Here is a 20,641-nt window from a genome sequence, read left to right on the forward strand (position 1 = left end):
CTCCTTTATCCCTTAGAGTAGATTTTGGCAATGTACGCAGAAACGGCATCGCCGCCCTTCAGAAGGACGACGCCGCCGTTTGACTGTGTTTATTTTACTTTGTCGAGATAATCACGTTGGAATTCTTCAGCAGCCTTAGTCAAAATCTCCAGTGGATCTGCGTTTTTGTCCGTTAGGACGGTTTGCAGTACAATATCCAGCTTCTGGTACAATTCCTGAGCGTTGACCGGCTCTTCTGCCCGCATGCCTTTACTGCCGTTGTCCATATAATCACGGAACAAATCCAAGTTTACATTGTTGTATTTGTCGAGAATCTTCTGTTCTTCACCGATCCGTTTCTCATCTGTCCAAATCCGTAGTCCGTAAGGGCCTACGATCAGACCCTGATCACTCAGTGTCTTTTTCTCGATATCCCAGCCGGTCAAAGCCTCCTCTGAGGATTCCGGAGTGAATCCGTAGGTTTTTAGCCATTTGAATCCAGCATCAATCTGCTCAGGTGTTACATTAGGCGAGAACATATATAGACCACCGCCGAGCAGGGTTACAGGTTTACCGATCGGTCCGACTGGAAGTGCGGACATTGCCACATTATCTTTAGACATTTTAGTCTGCTGCTGGATGACTGGAGACCAGTCATTCGTGCCGAAGCTCATAGCGACTTGATCAGTTCCGAACAAGCGGAACATATCATTCGTAACATCCACCAGATTATTGTCCGGCAGTACATCATATTTCCACTTCAAGTCTTTCACATATTGCAGTGCTGCCGCTGCTTCTGGAGAATTGAACACCGCTTGCCATTTGCCATCTACCTGTTTTTCGAATTCCGCGCCGTAAGCCCAGGCAATATTCATAAACATCCAACCGCCCTGGCCACTTTTTGTTGGTAGGAACATTCCCGCCTTACCAGTCTTTTGCTTGATGATCTGCGCGGTTTCTGCCAGCTCATCATATGTCTTAGGGAACTTTGGTATGCCTTTATCGTCCAACAAACCAGCTTCCTTGAAGAGATTCATATTGTAGAGCATGCCGATGACGTATCCGTCCTTCGGAATCCCGTAATATTTTCCGTCTTTAGTAACCATTTTAAGCAGATCTGGATTAATCGCCTGATCATAGCCGTATTTTTTCATAGTATCCGTTATATCAGCTGCGTAATTTGCCTTGATAATTTTGCTTGTTTCTGTAAAAAAGGTCTCGTAAACCGTTGGAAGCTGACCGCTGGCCGCTTTAGGCAGGAAAGAGCTGACGTCATAACCCCATTCATCCTTGTCCACAATGATATCCGGAAAATTAGTTTTCATCTTCGCCATAACCTGCTCATACTGGGCGATTTTGGCTTCCTCATTCGGCTTTGGCCAGTTACTGACCTTGATCGTCACCTGTTTGTTGCTCGCTTCCTCCGTATTCCCTCCAGCATTCTCCTCTTTGGAACCTCCGCAACCAGCCAGACCGGCCGTAAGAAGTAGCATTAGCGTCAGTGTAGCTGTAATTTTTTTGGTGTGTTCGATTCTCAATGTAATTCCCCCTAGTCTTATTGTTAAAGCATTCTTCACAACATGTAAAGCGCTTTCTTTTGAATCTGAAATCATCTTACCACGCACCTTCTGCAGCACCCTACGGGGCAAAACTGTGAAATGGTTTGTGATCGGGTGATGTTACCCTTTAATACTTCCGCCAAAGGATTGCCCGTTCATAATGTACTTTTGGAAAAAAATAAACAGGATAATCGGCGGCAGGATCGCAAATGTCAGCGCAATAAACTGAATGTCCTGCGGCAAAGTCGCTTTTAGATTATAGATGGCCACAATGACCGACCAGGTCGATTTATCCTTCAGCACCATAAAAGGCCAGAAGAAGTCCTGCCAGACACTGTTCATCGTTAGTATCGTAATCGTGGCCATAACTGGTCCACTAAGGGGGAGGATCACCCGGATAAAGATACCAATGGTGCTCGCTCCGTCAATTTTGGCCGCTTCCAGCAGCGCCTGTGGGATAGTATCAAAAAAGTTCTTGAAGATCAGAATTACCACTGGATTCACGGCAGCCATAAACCACATCGGCCAGTAGGTATTGGTCAGATTCAAGTGCAGCAGCGGAAAATCAATCAGGTTTTTGAACAGCGGCACCATACCGACTGTATTCGGAACCATCATGGTCCACACGATCAGGGCAAACAGCAGTGCACTCCCTCGAGGCTTCAGCTTGGAAAAAAAATATCCTGCCAGCCCGTTAAACGTAAGGCAGAACAGTACAGAACCGAGGGCTAAGTAAGCCGTGTTCAAATAATAACTGAGAAAGTTGAATTCCTGCCAGGTCTCCCATAGCTTGCCAACATTGAATGAGCGAGGAATCAGGGTGGGCGGGATCGCATAGAACTCTTTGATGTCTTTAAGACTCGAAACCATAATCCAGACCGGAGGCAGAATACAGACGGCGGCAAGCACAATCATCAGAATGAACATGCACCAGTACAGCACGCGCACCCAAGGTGATCTATATTCTATATTGCCGATAATGCCAAATGCTTCTTTTGTTTTCATAGCTTCTACTCCCTGTTCAATTTCTTATCCAGCCGGAAATATATAATAGTTAGCACCATCAGGACAAGGAAAGTAATAACCCCCAGCGCCATGGAATGGCCTGCTTCAAAACTCCGGAACGCATAGTAATAGCTTTGGAGCATTAACGTCATAGAAGCGTTGTTCGGCCCACCTTCGGTCATAACCAGAGGCTCGTTGAAAATCTGGAATACACCGCTGATCTGCAAAATCATCATCAATCCGATCATGCTGGAAATTTGCGGAATGGTGATGCTTTTAAATCTCCGCCATACATTCGCACCGTCGATAGAAGCCGCTTCGTACAGATCATGATTAATGCTTTGCAGACTGGCTAGATAGAGCAGCACCGTTCCCCCGAAATTCCGCCAGGTAATCGTGAAAATAATCAGCATAATCGTCATGTCCGGGTCCTGAAGCCACTGCTGCACCGGGAATCCCAGAGCGCTCAGCATAATATTCAGCACGCCGCCCTTCCCAGGCTCAAACAGAAACATCCATAACATCGAGGCAGCAATGCCGGGAACCATGCTCGGAAAAAAGACCGAAAAGCGGAAAAACGATTTCCCATGCCTGAGCTCATTGATCACAACTGCGACTATAATGGGTACAGCAAAACCGATCAGCAGCGACCAGAACACATACACAAAAGAGTTGGTCAGTGTCTGCTGAAATGCTGAGTTCTGTATCACATCCTTGTAATTCTGCAGTCCGGCAAAGCTTACGGCATTATAACCCTCTGTATTGAAAAAAGAGAGCACAATGCCCTTCACCAGCGGCTGCCAGGAAAAAAAGAAAAAGGCAAACAGCGTAGGGACAATTAATATCCAAGATGACCAATCTCTAAATAGACGCCGCACAGGATAACCTTTCTTTTTCTTAGTCGTTAAAGGATTTAGTTCAGTGGTTTTTCCAATCATGCTCCTGTCCTTCCTTCCTCCCGAAGCCAAGAATTCACTCCGGTCAGGCGTTGTATAGTTGTTATATATAAATGATAGCGCTTCCTACAAAACCTCGAAATCCGGTAACCCTGCGAAAGCGTTTGTAAAGCTACTTTTTTTGCTGGTAAGCAATCATGCGAGAAATATAAGAGATTGTGTATGGTATGAAACTTATACTTTCTTATATTTCAAAAAAAAGCGATGTACGCACCGGAATGGTCGTACACCGCTTATGTTCATGGTATGACGTTTTGTTTAGGCCTCACTTAGCCCTGAGCTAATGCATAGGACGGCTGCTTCCGCTCGAAATGCTTCGCTCGCCGGATTGGGCTGCTCCTCCAAAATGCGGAGTACCGCCTGCGGCTCCACGCCGGGCTGCGGCACACGGGATGGAGATACTACGTTCCAGTCCTGTTCACCCTTGAGCCTGTAAGATAACTCATAGAGATAATAACCCGCATGCTGCCCGTCAGCGAGTTGACTTACCCCATCCTGCCACGAGCAGAGTTCAAGAGGATGCTGTTTGTCAGGTAAAACACCGGACGCGAGGGTAATGCACTCATTACGGACTACCTGCTGCTTCTGTTCCCAAGCCTGCTGATCTAGGATTCCCAGCTCTAGGCGGTATTCCATTCCCGGCTCTCCATAAAGAGTCCAAGCCACTGGACTACCCACCGCTACGAACTTCGGTGCCTCCAGAAAAACTGGCTGATGAACCGGAACAAAACGTTCCGTCTGCTCCCACTCGCCCGCAGCTGGACTGCGTCTGCGATAATGCACCGTCCCCGTGAATTCAAGCTCCTGTTCCTGTAGTATAGCTTTTAGACACAGAGCAGCCTGCTCGTAAAGGTCCGTGCAGTTGTTATGCCCGAAACGGTAGCCGATCTCATGGCGAAGTGGAATGCCGTGACTCCGGACCAAGGCCGCGAAGGCAAAGCTGAATCGGCTGAGGGTAAAGGCATCATGCGTGCCGTGGTTTATCAGTAGCTTAGTGCCGCTCGCTTTAAGGCCGTCTAAGAAGAAATCGGATTCCAGTCCGGTCGTTTCCCGCAGACTTGCAGAGTCACCAGCTCCCGTTAGTGTCTGTAGCAGAGTCTCGATACCTGATCTTCCGGTCTGAGGATGCCGCCAGTCCTTCTTCCAGATATCCCGGTAACCGGTGTCCACCTCTGCCACATGCCAGATCAACGGGCATGCCCCTTCCGCAAACTCACGGGTAAGCCCATTCAGAATTAGCGGAGGTGCATAACACAATGTGTACCGCATCCGGTACGGCAGCCTTAGAGGATTGCCTCCCGCCAGCAACGCGGTCAGCCCACCGCGTGAGCCACCCACGGCCACAACCTGCTCCGCATCACCACCATAGCTATCTTGGCCTCTGGCAATTGCCGCCCCAATGCCGGCGTAAATGGAGCTTTGCAGGGAGCGGCTGCCGATGTAACCTCCACCGTTCCAGAGAACACCAACAACACCTTTGCCTGTGCTGGCCAGAGTCTTTCCGATGATTTCCAGAAATGAGGGACCTACAGTGCTGAAGGTATTTTCATTGGCATCATAATAACCGTTGAATAACAGCGGATAGCCCTTAACACTTTTCGCACTCCAATTGGGCGGCAAAATATAGGACGCAAGGCTATGCTGACCGTTCTTCGTAACTAACAGACTGCCGCTGATGAGCTGAAACACAGGCGCATTGCTTAAAAGAGCCTCTTCGTCAGCGGATTCATTACGGTAGACCACCGGATACCCGAAGGTCTTAAGGATACGGTCGCTTAAGGAGATGGCAACTAAATCATCTACTGCATAGAGACTGTAGCGGTCACCAATATAGCGTTCAAATTGCGGGGTTTTAAGTGCTTTATACCCTTCGTTACTGCCGAACAACTGATAATCTTCGGTATTGTATACATAAGGGCTATCTGGATCGTTATTATAGAGCCGTACATGCTCAGCTACAACCTTCTCTCCAGTTTCGTCCATCCGCAGGGTCCCGATGCCGTCGGTCCCACCATAACGGAAGCCGCCTTTCCCCTCATCAGCACTGTTATCCCAGTGTGACACTACTGGAAGCGTATTGGTCAGCAACGGGCTGACCAATACGAACACTCCTTCCTCTGAATTCTGGGTTCCATCAGCGTTCTCAGCCTCGACTGTATCCTCTCGCAGGGTTGACCAAGCGGCTCTGTGGAAAGTCACTTCACCGCTCCGCAAGCAGGCTAGCAGTAGTTCTGCGTTGTGCAATTTTAAGTAATCGGCCACAGCCCTAGTAACGGGTAGAGCAATGGGTTCAGATCCACCACTCAGAATAAAGCGACTTAGCGGAACGTATTTCCCCGGTACAAAACACAATGATTTACTCATAAATTCCTTCTCCTTCATCTGGTATCGTATCGCCATGTGCTGTCAGAAACGAGCAAAATTTAATTTCTGGCAGACCGTCAGTACTACAGTAATTCTCCCCAGCCAGAAATCCTCCCGACAGTTTTGGTGTGCAAGTAACCGTCACCGTCCTTTTTTCTCCTGGAAAAAGGGTGAGGAACTGTTCTTCTGCTTCCATCCAGTAGCGGTCCCCCTTCTCCTCTGCATGTACATGTAACAGTACTTCACTACCAGTATTATGGAGAGTGAAGTGAGCTTGGTGACTTATCTTTCCTACACCAGTAGGTTGCCATAAGCTTTCCTGCCACACCTGAAGGTTGCCACCTTTAAGATCAAGTGCTGGGGCATAAAGATGTTGGTTAGCGGTAGAGAACACATATAAATTTTGCTGCGATTCTTCTTCAATGTTCCGGAATGACAATCTGACAAAATATAATAGATCCTCAGGCTCAGGAACGCTGAAATTCAACTCCCCAACACAGACAGCACGATCTTTGTCTCCTTCTGCCTCGAAGGTTTGCCGATATAAGCTTCTGCCCGTTGCATCTAGCACTTCTGCATCAACCTTTACCTTGCCTCCATCCACACCATGCACGAATACATTTCCATGAAATCTAGTACCAGGCGTTAAAAGTAGGCTGCGATAATCTAGCGAAGCATGCTGCGGACGGAAGGCTTGTTTCACCCAGTGGTAGGCCATTTTAGTTTCACCATAATAATCTACAAGATTGGTGCAAGACACATTCGGCCATGGCTCGTTGAACTGCCAGACAATGCTGCCGCTGTTCCGGAATTTGCGGCGACGGTTAGCCTCCAGCACGAAGCGGATTCCTTCTGCCTGCATCCATTGGCTGCAAGCAGAGAACTGCTTCAAATCATTCATGCTACCGAACATTTCTTCTTCACGGCTTAGCGTATCCCACCACTCCCCGTGATGTCTCCATACGGCGCTGTTCTCCATCGAGACAGGCTGCTGGTTGGCTTCATTCAGAAATTTTTCTAGGCTTTTGAGAGAACTCAGACCGTCCACACCAAATTCGCTATGCAGCAGATTATCGTTACTGCCATATAATTCGTAGTGATAGGGGTTGCCCATATACTTCCAGTAGCCATGAACATCATGCCCCTGGCCCTTGGCTTCCGTAATATACTCCACCGGACCAGATGCCGAGGTCGGCAGAAAGAGCCGCTGCGGATCATACTGCTCTACCAGCCCCTTTAGCATCGCCAGATTGGAATCACTGAGGTCTGAAGGCTTGTTTGGTTCACTCATTAATTCATTTCCACCGCTCCATACCGTTAGTGATACATGATTGCGTTTGTCGTAGAGTGCGGTGCAAGCCGTCTTACGCAGCAGTTCCAGGAACTCTGGCTGCTTGGATGGAATATTATCAATGCCAGAACTCGATTGGATAAACTCCTGCCAGACCATAATGCCGTTTACATCACATAAGTCGTAAAACGCTTTCTTCTCAATGATTCCACCGCCCCATACCCGAACGAGGTTGATATGTGCCGCTTTCATAAGATGGATCATCTGCTGATACTGTTCGACCGTCACATTTCCGTAGAGATGATCCAAGGGTGTCATATTTACCCCTTTTATATAAATCTTGCACCCGTTGATCACAACCGTATAAGGTAGCGCGTTGTCGGGGCTTCCTTCATTAAGGATATAATTAAGTTTGCGGATGCCTGTCTGTAAGCTTCGTGTATCGAGCTCCATATCGTCTTCGTCCATTAGCTTTAACTCAAGGCTGTAGAGCGGTTGTTCTCCGTAACCGTTTGGATACCATAGCTGAGGTTCAGGTATTTCGAGCTCCGTGTTCACAACTTCTCCCGCAAGAACAGAGTACGTCTGAACCAGCAGCGGATTCCCCTTCGGATCAGAACAAGTGATGCTCGCTGTCAGCCTTCCTGTATGTTCAGGACCAGCCATCTGTTTGATGCTTGCCTGAATAGAAATTCGACCAGACACCTGCCCGTCATTTTCACCAAGGTCCGCATCTGTAGTGATCGACACGTCTTGCCAAGAACAATCCCGGTGAACCCTCAGTACCACATCATCCCAGATTCCGACGTTAACTAACCTGGTGGAGAAATCCCATTTATAATTAAAACGGCTCTTCTGCGTAAAGGTGGCCGAAGTTTTGCCGATTTGACCCATTTCATCCGGTGCCTGCTTCAGTAGCACTGAGATTTCCAGACTCTCCCGCTCCGAGAGGAGATCTGTAACATCGAATACAGCCGGCTCGAACATTCCCTTATGTTCACCCAACAGGATATTGTCGGCGTAAACAGCTGCTTCATAGTCTAGCCCCTGAAAGACCAGTTCAACTCGGGATGCCTTCAGCTCAGGATGTTTCAAAGTCGTGCGGTATACCCACCAACGGTTCTCTACCCATTCACAGCTTAAGCTGTTCAACTCTTCATAAGGATTGCTAATCCAGCCCTGTCTGTAGAGATCATAATGAACTCCACCCGGCACAGTAGCTGGCATCCAGTCTGTAACTCCCATCAATTCCTGCCCTAGCTCCATGCTGGTGCCCTTTAACGGTACCCAAGGCCAGTACCCTTTGACTTCCCACTTTAGATCGTTCAATAAAATTTGTTTCATGTCTTCTCCCGTTCCCCCAAATCCTGCTTAATTTGGCGCTGTTCATGACTAAGAACGGCTCTGGCGCCATCGGTTAATGCGCTTACAATTCTATTCATCCAGCTTCATTACCAATGATAGCATCGTGTTATCATTTTCGAAGGCCCCTAACCCTGTGAAATCGTTTGTTAATCTGCGCAGTTGCAGATAAATACAAACAACTATTCTAGAACCAAGCCGTTTGTAGAACGCGAAAAAGGAGTTCCCTCAAGCCGTGAAAGGCCACTGGGGATCTCCTTTGCTTTTTGTTTGGTTTGAGATTCAAGAACTCCTGCAACAACGTAGCACCTATCGGACTGAGATGACCCTAAGCGCAGTATTATTCCACTTTTGGAATGTTAAACGGACCCTATAGTCGCTATTCGCATAAAAAACTCTGAAATTGAGCCTCTTTCTGAGCAATAGGTTCACTGGAGTCCGAAACTCTCACAAGCTAGAGGATGATTACACTGTTGAAGTTGAAGTCTGCCTCCTAACTAGCAAAAAAAGAGCAGCGGTTTTCTCGTGACTTAGAGAATCGCTGCTCTGCTGTTAAACGGTCCATCGTACATAAAGAAGCACTGTCCCTGTGTTCTGTTCATCCATATGAAATACAATGAAGAGCCTTAGCAATCCCCTACTTGATTAACTCAAGAAGCTCGTTAACAGTTGCTTTGTATTGTGGTTTGAACGCTGCGGATTTCATGTAACCCGCAAGGCTTGATAAGAACTGTCTTCCTTCAGGCGTATCGCTTACCTTGTCTGTATCTAAAGCGCACACTAGTAAGTTGCCTGCTCCTACGCTGCATTCCATGAGGAAACTAAGCTTATGATTTCTTTCAAAATTGTCGATGGTCTGCACCACGGGATTCCAACTGCGGTCAGCTTCATCCATGATAATGGATTTTGAGTGCTGAACGATATTCCACCATGGATAGGTTGAATACTCCTCGGTAGGGAACTCGTGGAATACAGGATGGCTGTTATCAATTAACAGCCCCATGGTACCCACAGGAACTGGCCGGTTCATACTCTCTGAGATAGAGCGGAACATCGGGTAACACTAGAAATCTGTGCAGTAATAACCCTCGACAGCATTTTGGAGAGTTTCCGGTTTCGGCATCAGCAGCACCTTCTCACCTTGCTCCAGCAGTGCAAGCGCATCACTAGACAGCTTGTCGAATACATGGATGCCTTCCAGCATATTGCCGCTCTTTTCTGGGTAAATCCATAGATCGTAGCTCTTACGAATATCTGTCCCCTGTATCGAGAGAGACAATACGATTGTACTCATCCGGTCAACTACAGGCAGCGTTATTTCCAAATCGCAGATATCGATGTAATTCGTTCCTGCAGGAACGTTCACCTCGGTTGTCCCTTCTGTCAAAATGCCGTTATCCACAGTTAGTTCCCAACGTAATTCAAGTGTATCTGGCAAACCGCTGCGGAAGCAGCTTAGCTCTACATGAGCATCGAACGGTTCACCGGAGACATAGTTATACTTAGGAAATCTCGCCAGCAGAACGGCATCATTGCAAAAGGTTCGCCATTCCTCAGGGCTAATCATTCCTTTGGAATCCATAAAGGCGTCGAGGACACCTACTAATGCTGTTCCCTGACCGCTGAAATCCTGGAGATCCAGGAGCTGAAAGCCGGCAAGCCGCCGGGAGCGGAATGCCGCCTCGAGTTCCTCTTTGTAACAGGATACGGCCAGCTGCCCTGAACATTCGAAGTATTTAGCGGCTAAATGCCCCAGTCCCTTACTTTCCAAGCGTTCACGGAAAATTTTGAAATTCTCGGCCTTGAGTGGTCCGTTGTATTTTTCGATCTCTTCAAAATTTGGATAGGTTGCGTATTGTCCAATCTCATGCGAAACAACAGGAATGTGCGGTATCCATTCTCCGGAAGCCTCATCTGCTTTCACGGTCTTGGCTTCGGTACCATACTGAATCTGGATCTCACCGCCAGCTGTATCTTCCATCTTCTCTCCATTCAAGAGATCCAAAGGTACGATCTGATCATCATAATCCTTCAATGTACTCGGCAAGGCAGTCTGTACATGTCCTAGTGGTGTATCACAGATGGCATAAGAACCTCTGAACAGTCGGTCTCTGGAGAAGCGCACCCCACTGAAGAAATCGTCATGTTCCAGAATTTCCGGTACCCATTGGTGGTTATTGGAGCCCTGTGTATAGAGAATCCGATTATCGAACGCTTTATAGTCCTTCAGGAAAGAATCAATTTTAGCTTTACTGCCCCATAACTCATTACCAAGGGACATCATCACGAAGGAGGGATGATTGCCGAAGGCCTGGAGAATGGCATAACCCTCACTGATCAGATAATCCTGCTCTGCTTGATTATGGCCATCATCGGTTTTTTCCGTAATTGTACCCCAGAATGGAAGTTCTGGTTGCATATAGATCCCAAGCATATCCGCAGCGGTAAAAGCAGCCTCCGGTGGACAGCAGGTATGGAAGCGATAATGATTGATACCGTAGGACTTGGAAATGCCAAGGATTCTTACCCATTCCTCGACATCAGTTGGGGCATAGCCGGTGAGCGGGAAGATCAGGCCGTCATGTTTGCCGCGGAGAAAGGTTTTCTCTCCGTTGATTGTAAACTTGTCGCCCTCCGCTCGGAATTCCCTCAAACCAAAGATAAGCTCCTGTTGGTCAGTAATATGTCCATCCCTGTCTTTCAAAACAAGGGTTATATTATAAAGATTGGGAGCGCCTTCACTCCAGAGCAACGCGTTTTGGCCTAGCACATAATCGACGGAAAAAAGCCCCGGTGAAACAGGAAACTCACGCTCGTCCACCGCGTGTGTCTCTTCACTATTGAAGCTTTGGGCAGACACCGCAAGCGTAGTTTCACTGTTGCTGTCCAAAATTGCTGTAATACGAACCGTACGTGCAGCCAGATTCGACTCCAGTCGGATATTAGTAAGCTGCGATTCCCCATAGAACTGAAGCTCCATACGACCGGTAATTCCATTCCAGTTGGTCTGGGTATCCTGTGAAGTCAAATGTCCGCCTTTGGTTGGGTAATCGGTATTGTCCACACGGACGGTGATTGTATGAATTCCAGCTTGTAGCTTCGGCAATTCATATATATGCGGGGTGTTCAGACTGTTACGGCTACCGATCTCCGTATTGTCCAGCCTAATCACTGATCTCTAGCAGTATAATGCTCTACTATATAAAGCTTAGCATATTAAGCCAGATAATTCAGTAGAGTGGTTAACACTCATTTGAATGACGACAGGTCTAATCTTACAATATAGCCGGAGCATGAATGTGCCTGATGACAAGATTTAATAGTAATTTCAGAACAATAAAAAAAGCCGCAATGAGCGGCTTTTGAATATAATTTATTACACATTCTCTAGCATGAAATTCCCAATTTCAATCAAACTATCTTCCGCTTGCGGTGTGACGCCCACCTGATCGGCAAAGCCGTGAGAAAGTCCTTTGTACCGTACCGTTTTCACTTGGACGCCCGACGCCTTCAGCTTTAAGGCATAAGCATCATCTTCAATACGCAGAAAGTCATATTCGCCAAACAAAATAATGACAGACGGCATCCCTTTCAGATCTCCTCGCAGCGGGCTCACATAAGGGATTGTATCATCGGACACGCCCAAATATTCGCCTAAGCCCACAGTTCCTAAACCACCACTCAACAAATTCAGTATAGAACGAATCTCTTTATCCTGAGACGGGGATTTTTCATAAACATCTCTGCGCTGCATATGTTCCTGCATACCTGCTGCGTCCACGCTTGGATATAGTAGTGCCTGTGCCTTTACCATCTGCGTTCCTTCATCCCGATCTTTCATTGCGCATACCGTGGCTAAATTCCCACCTGCGGAATCACCGGAAATACAGATGCGATTCGGATCACCATTAAATTCTTCGGCGTGAGCATATATCCATTTCAACACGGTATAACAGTCGTCGAGCCCAGCGGGGTATGGGTTCTCCGGAGCTAAGCGGTAATCAACCTGAATCGATACACAGCCCGTATTTGCAACCACAAGCTTGCACATCTCCTCTACTACTTCGGGTCCTCCTGCTACGAAACCGCCTCCGTGGATGTAATAGAACACTGGCTGCAACTCTCCACTCTTCTTCTGCGAAGTGTAAATTCGCACCGGGACAGCAACATCACCGTTTTGAACGGTAGCATGCCTCACATCAACACCTTCAGTAATCGGAATGCTGTTCACGCCATTCATCATCTTGCGCATTTGAGCTGCACTTTTTTGGATATTTTTCTTTCGGCTGCCTTTCAACATCATCTTAACCAGCATTCCCTTGAAGCCTTTTAGGATTGACTCCATACTTTGATAAAAGCGAGGATCCAGCACACCAGGCTCATCGGTTTCAGGAATAGGCTTAATCAGGATATCCAGTCCATTTTCATTAATTACATGTTGCCTTTCTAGCATCGATGTAAGAAGCTGTTGCGAATATTTACGTTCCATGATGATTACTCCTTTTCAAATGTTGTATGGTAAAATGATTTGCGGCGATTTGTATTGGTTGCCATAACTCAATTATAGGTTTGGGTTTGCAGAAAAAATATCGCATTATTTCTTTTGTTATATCTTTCTTTTATCATTATTATTGAAAGCGATTTCAAAAATGATGTCGAGAGCAAAAATACAATATAAAAAACAAAAAAAGGACAACACTAAAGTCATCCTTGTTATACTATTCTCTATTTAACGTGTTAATCTAATCACTTGTACCTCATGAGGTTGTACAACAGCATTTACCACAAAATTTGCTGTCACTTGCAGCGAACGCATTTGAAATAATGGCAGGGACCGACCTTCAAGATAAGACCATTCTTCTGGACGCAAGTCCTTAGGTGCCCCCATATTCAACCATTCATCAAAGGCGCTTCCCCCAGCCGGACCTACCGAATACCTTCGCTCTGTATAAACACCCGGCGTTAAGCCGTCTAGACGAATGTGATACTGACGGGTATTGCGTATATTGAACACGTTGTAACGTTCGGTTTGAGTCAAGTGAGTGGTATGACGGTAGCGATATAGAGTATCATAATGACAATAATTATATAGGAATATCTGTATTTCACCTTTCGAGGAAGTTATAAAATACCCATCACCTTCAGCTATCAGACCGCTTCCTGCATAACGCAACAATTGCAGCGCCCGATAACAGCTTTTGGGCAAACCTCCGCGAGTGAATAAACCAAACCCGCGATGAAAAAGATCCGACGAAGGAACAATTTCCTCCATATGGTCACTGAGCGACCAGTATCCCATAGCCTCAAAGTGGTCGTAATTCTCCAGAATATTTTTGAAAAGAAAAGCAGATTTGTAGGAGGTATCATTACATAAATCACGCTGCCATATGTTATTACTCCACTCTTCAAGAATCACAGGCAGACTAGCGAAACCACGTTGACGCAACAGCTTTTTGACCTTATGTAACGCGTGTTTCATAAACTGTTCATCGCCGCTTACCGCAAGTGGAAAAGCTTCATCCTCTGCCATGAGCTGAAGACCAGTGTCTTCCTGACCCGGTAAGATGCTGTGATAAGCACGTAGAGCCAGAGAGTCGGGCAAACAATTCCCCTTACTGCAAGACACTAGGAATTCGCTGATAAAATTACTAGAATCAATGTTGCTTCCTGGACCAACAATATGTAGCTGCGGATCGATAGCACGGATGGCGTGGCTGGTTTCACGGTAAAGCACCCAGTATTCTTCCATGGTAAACACACCATATCCTGAAAACTCTGGACTCACAAAAGGAGCAAATCTCCATTCCCGCACGGACTCAATCCCATACCGATCAATGAAATGCCTAATAAGGGAAGTCACAAGGTCGAGCCATTTGTCTAGATGCTCAGGCATAGAAAGGATACTTGGCCTCTTAAATGGAAACACGGCTTCCCTCGCTAATGCAGAAGGCATATAACTAAATTCAACATAAGGCTTTAACTCCACTGAAAGCATGAAGTCCAGTACCTCATCTACATAAACAAAGTTATAATCTGCGCTACCAGACATTTTCCTGACATACAACATCATGTCATCGTCTAACAGACCTTTGCAGCGCATATAGCGAAAGCCAATCTCCTTTTGCAGCTTTCGTATTTGCGCCTGTACCGCGCCATTCAACAGATCCTTGGCGTAACCTGCATTAATCAACGTCCGCCAGTTATGACTCAGCGTCCGAATCTTACGGCCAGTGTCCACATGAAGATCATATCCCTCATTGACCTGAGGTTGGACAATGGAGTGCTCGTTGTGATGCAAATGCCGCATTAGTGAAGTGAAATCGGTCGAAAATCCCGCTGTGACCATTCTGTTCTCCTGTGGATCTGTCGCATCATGCTCATTTACTAGACGGTATTGCCCTGGTGTAACACCAAAGCGCCGTTTGAAGGCGTCGATCAAAGCGTTGGTACTTGGAAATCCAACTTCTGAGGCGATGTCCGTGATCGTTCTTTCACTACGAAGAAGTGCCACTGCCTGACTCAGTCTGACATTTGTAAGGTAGGCAGTAAAAGTAAGGCCTAGCTGTTTCTGAAATAAATGGGACAGGTAGGAGCTACTTAAATAGATAGTAGAGGCTAGTCCACTCAGAGTAATATTTTCCCGATAATGTCGGTGGAGATAGTCGGTTGCTTTGCGCAATCTTTCCTTACTTGAGGATTTGGAGGAATCCTTCTGCTTGTTCTGCTCAAGAAAAGTATGCACTAGACTGTTCAGCAGTACACCTACACGACTACGCATTAGTATAGGTAAACGAGATTCGTTTTTGTAATAGGCCTGGAATACACTGGCGAACTCACTTCGGATTACATTAAAGCGAGCTTGTTCGTCCTTAGGGTATAGAAAAGACTTACACTCTATAATTATACTTTCAATCTCAGGACAAAAAGCTGCCAAAAATGCCGGCGAGATAAACAGCGATAGCGCCTTGCCCGAACCTTTCATATTTAAAGCGTGCAGTTGGTAGCTATTCAATACAATAATGTCATCCTGCTGAACTTCATAGGTAAACTGATTGTCATCCAACTGTAGTACCCCAGTTCCCTGCAAGATGTACATTACTTCAAGTTCTTGATGCCAGGAAGCGATAGCGTCTTCAGGGAGGTTAATTGAAAACCTGAAATCCGAGGCTATCAATGTATTTTTTTGCATACCTAACCTCCTATTCTTAATCTTAATAGAGCCTTGCCTCATTCAAAATCCTATCATATAAACCCATGAAATCAAGTTTACTGTCTTATTGATAACGAAGGTTCAGGTTGTTTTTAGTGTCTTTTTTACAAACAATATAAAAAGCACCAGACTTATAAACCCAAATATAGCACAAGTAATAAATACCATCTGATATCCCATAAGCTGTGAAACAAACCCAAGTAGTATAGCTCCTAAACCAATTCCTAAATCAAAAGCTGTAAAGAATGTAGCGTTCGCTACACCTCTTTTGGCTGGTGGGGCTAATCGAATTATCGCTACTTGAAGCGCTGGTTGAGCTGATCCGAATCCAATTCCGTACAAAATAGCTGTAATAACCAATCCAACAATTCCTTTAGTCATTGTTAGGACGAATAGTGCGACTATCAATATGAAAAGAGCAGGTACAATAATGACCCCTTCCCCATACTTATCGGATATCTTCCCTGTAAGTGGTCTAATTACTGTAAGGGTGACAGCATACACTAAGAAAAAAGTACCCGTGTTAACTTCAATTTTTGCCGCAAACAGTGGTAAAAATGTTGTAATGCCACCAAAAGTAAATGATAAGAAAAATGTAACGATAGCGATAGGTAAAACTGTTTTTTCATAAAATGATATTGGTTTTTTTGATGTATTTTGTACTGTTGGAATTTTTGCACCAAATCCAAGTATGAATGCAATCAAAGCTAATGCTGTGCATAGAAGAAATAGGTAATGAAATGAATAAGATTTTGTTACCCAAAGACCAATGATTGGTCCTAATGCCATTCCTAAAGTCATTGCTAGTCCATACCATCCCATTCCTTCTCCACGACGAGACTGTGGAATAACATCAGTCACTGCCGTTCCTATCGAGGTTGTAGCAACTGCCCAGCTGACTCCATGGAGGATACGTAATACTACTAAAAAAATAATGCCTGTTACCCAATCATAAAAATACATTGTTATAGCAAAAAATAGTAATCCGCTTATTATGAATGCACGTCGACCATACCGATCCATTAATCCTCCTATAATAGGACGAAAAATTACTGCCGATATTGTAAACACTCCAATTATTAATCCAACTTGAGATTCACTTCCACCTAGTTGTTTGATAAACATAGGCAATGTTGGCATTAGTAAATAAAATCCGCTAAATAGTAATAAAGCTGTAAGGGTCAGCATGATATAGTTTTTTGTCCATAAACGTTCCATTGTAATGTAATCCTTCTTTCTATCGACTTTACGTACTCCCCAAAAATAGTGAAATAGGCGAATAAAAAAGCAGCACCACCGCTAAAAAAGTGAGGGTACTGCCCTATATTGACTGATACATGCTTGGTTAATTAGAACGCCCTTGATACTTTAACAGCTTTTTCAAGCCCTGCGACAATAATCTCTTCTGCCTTATCAGGGAATTGGCTGTGCCCTTCAATGACAATGGTCTCCATATTTTTCACACCAAAGAAGTTCATCATACTTGTTACATATTTAACAGCCATCTCTAGATCAACTTTTGTTCCCTCAGAATATACACCGCCACTTGCGTTTAATAACACTATTTTTTTATTTCCAATAAGACCTACTGGACCTTCTGGCGTATATTTAAATGTTTTGCCTGCGCGGTTTAAGTAATCAATATATGTGTGTAGTACAGCTGGGATGGTTAAATTCCATAAAGGGAACCCAAATACGACTTTATCAGCTGCAAGGAATGGATCTAAATACTTATCAGCAACAGCTACTGCTTTTGCTTCTTCTACTGTTAAATCTAATCCTCTATTAATCTTAAATGTACCGTTAATCATATCTGCACCTACGTAAGGCAATTCCTCATTGAATAAATCCAGCTCTACCACGATGTCATTTGGATGTGATTCTTTATAACTCGCTAAAAAAGCCTCATATAATCTAACACTAACCGACTGATCCGCTGGTCGATTGTTTGCTTTTACAAATAAAACAGTTATCATTTTTTGTTCCTCCTGATGTGCACTCTAATGTTGTTTATAATATTTTTTTGAAACTATACTCCATTTCTCCAGCCATAGCTTCAGGCGTATCACCAGTTACTCTGAAATCATGTGTATAAATTTGTTCGAACACTCCGAAGTTCACTTGTTTATAAAATTCAAAACAAGGAAATCCATCATGTGCTCCTTGCATATTGACAGTACCATCCTTTTGGATATGAACTATTAAAAAATAGTCAACTGGAGGTGCAAATGCATTTAATGGATTGCTAGCACTTGCACTCATTTGAAACCTGACGTCTTCAGGACCCCATACAATATCAGTGCACAAAATACCTTCTGTAGTAGCTTTTCCTGTTTTTTTATTAACAGAACCATCTGGAGTTGTGACTTTTTCTGTTGTAATACCAGTATTTGCATATGTGAAAATATCTTTTTTGTAAAAATCTACAACTACTTCTTGTTCCACTCTGGAGCGCATAGCGTTGACAGCATACGGTGTAAATTCACGTGAGTCACCTTCAAAATGGATTACGTTTCCTGTTTCTTCATCCTTCCTAGGATCAGTCCACGGTGTTGGAATAAATACACTTGCTCTAACTTTAACAATATTAGTCATGAGAACCCTCCATAATTAATTAATTCTGTTTCAGTGATTCCTGTTTCTTTCATAATAGAAATATAGTCAACTTGATTGACTACTTTTTGCATAGTACAATGTATTTCGAACAAAGTCAACTAAGTTGACTTTATTTAAGGAGGTTTTATGTATGACTCAGGAAGTATTTAGTGAATTGGATCTGACATCACTTTTATCATTATCCTTTAGTACATCCATTAATGAACTACATGATAGATTGCGTGAATTAGGATTTGGAGATATTAGACCTGTACATGGTTTTATGTTTAAGTGTATTACTCCAAACGGAGCAACAGGTATAGAATTAGCCGAATATTTAGGAATTACGAAGCAAGCTGTAAGTAAAATGGTAGATTATCTTGAGAAAAGTGGTTATGTAATTCGCGAAAATCATCCCACTGACAAGAGAGGAAAAATCATTGTTTTGACTGAGCGAGGTTGGTTAGCAGTGAAAGCAAAAGAGGAAATACTAACTGAGATTGAGCAACGTTGGATTGAAATCATAGGTACTGAACGACTGCAAATGCTCAAAGATGATTTAACAAAACTTGTTTATACAGCAAATGAAGATAAATCTACTATGAGATCAAGACCTGTCTGGTAAGTGTGTGGTGAATATATCGTGTATGCTGCGATTCAGCAAACCAAAAAGGGCAGAAGATTTATAGATCTGTCTTCTACCCTTCTTGAAGGCTGATTATCTTGAATAAGCCCAGCGGAAATGGCTTGGGCTGCTCGCAGCTGGTGACCAGCTGAGCATATTGCTTAGAGTCGGAACTTGTATGGAATGCATGCATGATCTCAAGTACGTGATTGGCGAGTTCTCCGTTTTCACGAGGAGTTTGACAGCAGTCATTGAACTAATGACTGTGAAAAAATTTGATGATATAACCCTTCAGGAACTCTCAGATAAAAGCAAACGTGAGCCGTGGTACTATTTACCTTCACTAAATGGATAAATATGATCTTCTTGATAAGCTTATTGAGAAGCATATCAATGAACTTCGTGAGAGATGTGAAGCAGCATCTGATTTGGATTTTGTAACGGGGTCCGTGATTTGGACGTAATATTTTGAAAGTAACTATGCCTTTTCTCCATGATGTTAGCTAGTAAAGGAGCCCCTTTCTTCCGGAGTCGTTTTCTGGAATTTCTTATAGAAGAGTTCAATGACGAAGTTGATGTCACAAAGGGTAAAAACGAAGGTTTAAATAGAGATCTAGTCGTACAATTTGTAGTTTCTTCGTATGTGGGTGTAGTTGAATGGTGGTTCACGAACGAAAGACCGGTAATCTATCAAGTATTAGCAGAACAGCTGGGAGCCTTGTTGGAACGAACTTGTACAAATAACCCCTCATCCTAATAGATGAAGGGTGACTTAAAAAATAGTAACTATTATGCGAAATGTTAGCCTATTTTGATCTTCCTTAGAAACAATATTTAGCTTCTTCAGCCTCTCGAATTTTGGCATAAGTCTCAGAGAGTACATAGGTATCTTCCACTAAGCGGTCTATTCGGAATAGCACAACGTCATTTACTTGTAGTTATGCACAACCGCCGCCTCCTGCGGATCGATTCGATTAGCCATCATTCCGTTAATCTCTCCAATATATCGTGCCGCCATCTGGATCGAATCTACAGCTCTGTGCGGAGCACTATGATGACCGGATGTCCCCTGAAATTCCACCTTAAAATGGTTGGACGCTGCCATGGCATCATGAGGGTGAATACCAAGCGTTCCGACCGGAAGCTCTGGCATGACATGTAGCGCGTAGGCATAGTCGACACCTTCCAGCACGTTATCCTCAATGAGATCGCGGCCGCCCGAGAGTAATCTTCCATCAAGCGGACTCTTGACCGCGCCCTCCTCAACTGGTTGAAAGACGAAAATGATCGTGCCAATCAATCGTTCCCGGAAGGCTGCCAAGGTTCGGGCAGCCCCCAACAGCATAGCGGTATGGGCATCATGGCCACAGGCGTGCATGATGCCGTCATTGACTGACTTGTAAGGCAACTCATTGCACTCTTGTATCGGCAGGGCATCCATATCTGCCCTAAGAAGAAGAGTGGGCCCACTATTGCCATTGTCTGCTAAGCCGTGCAGGAGGCCGACCACCCCCATTCCGAAATGTTTACCGACATTTCTACGTACTGTGATCCCCCACTCCTCTAACAAATCTGCTACTTTATTAGAAGTGCGAACGACATCATATAGTAGCTCCGGATGGGTATGCAAATCACGACGGTATTCAATCATTTCATCCTGCAGCTGGCCGGCGTAATGCATCATCTCCGCAATAT

At 44.8% G+C, this 20,641-nt stretch carries 14 protein-coding genes and 2 pseudogenes; 2 read left to right on the top strand and 14 right to left on the bottom strand.

All coding sequences use genetic code 11. The features are described from left to right. Window positions 1–89: 89 nt before the first annotated feature. The 12 genes from L1028_RS17080 to L1028_RS17135 form a co-directional block, all read right to left on the bottom strand. Complete coding sequence (locus L1028_RS17080; RefSeq protein ID WP_234535791.1) at window positions 90–1,517, bottom strand: ABC transporter substrate-binding protein; 1,428 nt, start codon at window positions 1,515–1,517, stop codon at window positions 90–92. A gap of 141 nt (window positions 1,518–1,658) precedes the next feature. Beyond that, window positions 1,659–2,543 (bottom strand): carbohydrate ABC transporter permease, encoded by an 885-nt coding sequence (locus tag L1028_RS17085; protein WP_234535795.1) that lies wholly within the window; start codon window positions 2,541–2,543, stop codon window positions 1,659–1,661. Window positions 2,544–2,548: 5 nt separating this feature from the next. Next, window positions 2,549–3,481, bottom strand: a complete 933-nt coding sequence (locus tag L1028_RS17090) for a carbohydrate ABC transporter permease (protein ID WP_234535797.1) — start codon at window positions 3,479–3,481, stop codon at window positions 2,549–2,551. Between the two features lie 276 nt (window positions 3,482–3,757). After that, the gene (locus L1028_RS17095) at window positions 3,758–5,863 is read right to left on the bottom strand and encodes a dienelactone hydrolase family protein (RefSeq protein WP_234535799.1); all 2,106 of its coding nucleotides are present in this window, start codon (window positions 5,861–5,863) and stop codon (window positions 3,758–3,760) included. Continuing rightward, the gene (locus tag L1028_RS17100) at window positions 5,856–8,498 is read right to left on the bottom strand and encodes a glycoside hydrolase family 2 protein (protein WP_234535801.1); all 2,643 of its coding nucleotides are present in this window, start codon (window positions 8,496–8,498) and stop codon (window positions 5,856–5,858) included. Before L1028_RS17100 ends, L1028_RS17095 begins: the two co-directional genes overlap by 8 nt. A 655-nt stretch (window positions 8,499–9,153) precedes the next feature. Beyond that, a complete protein-coding gene (locus tag L1028_RS17105) occupies window positions 9,154–9,519 on the bottom strand; it encodes a hypothetical protein (RefSeq protein WP_234535803.1) in 366 nt (121 codons plus the stop codon). A 60-nt stretch (window positions 9,520–9,579) separates the two neighbouring features. Next, window positions 9,580–11,688 carry a glycoside hydrolase family 2 TIM barrel-domain containing protein gene (locus L1028_RS17110; RefSeq protein WP_234535805.1) on the bottom strand — a complete coding sequence of 703 codons (2,109 nt, stop codon included), beginning with the start codon at window positions 11,686–11,688 and terminating at the stop codon, window positions 9,580–9,582. 204 nt (window positions 11,689–11,892) lie between these two features. Further along, window positions 11,893–13,005 (bottom strand): alpha/beta hydrolase, encoded by a 1,113-nt coding sequence (locus L1028_RS17115; RefSeq protein WP_234535807.1) that lies wholly within the window; start codon window positions 13,003–13,005, stop codon window positions 11,893–11,895. Between the two features lie 240 nt (window positions 13,006–13,245). After that, complete coding sequence (locus L1028_RS17120) at window positions 13,246–15,705, bottom strand: GH39 family glycosyl hydrolase (RefSeq protein WP_234535809.1); 2,460 nt, start codon at window positions 15,703–15,705, stop codon at window positions 13,246–13,248. 102 nt (window positions 15,706–15,807) lie between these two features. Beyond that, window positions 15,808–16,944, bottom strand: coding sequence for an MFS transporter (locus L1028_RS17125; protein ID WP_234535811.1), 1,137 nt, complete (start codon window positions 16,942–16,944; stop codon window positions 15,808–15,810). A 131-nt stretch (window positions 16,945–17,075) separates the two neighbouring features. Beyond that, the gene (locus L1028_RS17130; protein ID WP_234535813.1) at window positions 17,076–17,702 is read right to left on the bottom strand and encodes an FMN-dependent NADH-azoreductase; all 627 of its coding nucleotides are present in this window, start codon (window positions 17,700–17,702) and stop codon (window positions 17,076–17,078) included. Between the two features lie 34 nt (window positions 17,703–17,736). Then, the gene (locus tag L1028_RS17135) at window positions 17,737–18,321 is read right to left on the bottom strand and encodes a DUF3238 domain-containing protein (RefSeq protein ID WP_234535816.1); all 585 of its coding nucleotides are present in this window, start codon (window positions 18,319–18,321) and stop codon (window positions 17,737–17,739) included. A 151-nt stretch (window positions 18,322–18,472) separates the two neighbouring features. On the opposite strand from L1028_RS17135, the gene L1028_RS17140 reads away from it, so the two are divergent. After that, window positions 18,473–18,946: a MarR family winged helix-turn-helix transcriptional regulator gene (locus L1028_RS17140; protein WP_234535819.1), complete on the top strand. Its 474-nt coding sequence runs from the start codon at window positions 18,473–18,475 to the stop codon at window positions 18,944–18,946. Between the two features lie 187 nt (window positions 18,947–19,133). Then, window positions 19,134–19,703 (top strand): annotated as a pseudogene (locus L1028_RS17145) (TetR/AcrR family transcriptional regulator). A 64-nt stretch (window positions 19,704–19,767) separates the two neighbouring features. Here the strand turns inward: L1028_RS17145 and L1028_RS17150 are convergent. Further along, window positions 19,768–19,878: pseudogene (locus L1028_RS17150) on the bottom strand (FMN reductase); the annotation flags it as partial. Further along, the gene (locus L1028_RS17155; RefSeq protein WP_341482556.1) at window positions 19,875–20,630 is read right to left on the bottom strand and encodes a M20 metallopeptidase family protein; all 756 of its coding nucleotides are present in this window, start codon (window positions 20,628–20,630) and stop codon (window positions 19,875–19,877) included. The gene L1028_RS17155 and the pseudogene L1028_RS17150, both read right to left, overlap by 4 nt. Window positions 20,631–20,641 lie beyond the last annotated feature (11 nt).

It is taken from the genome of Paenibacillus pseudetheri (genome assembly GCF_924513355.1).
Lineage (GTDB): Bacteria > Bacillota > Bacilli > Paenibacillales > Paenibacillaceae > Paenibacillus_AQ > Paenibacillus_AQ pseudetheri.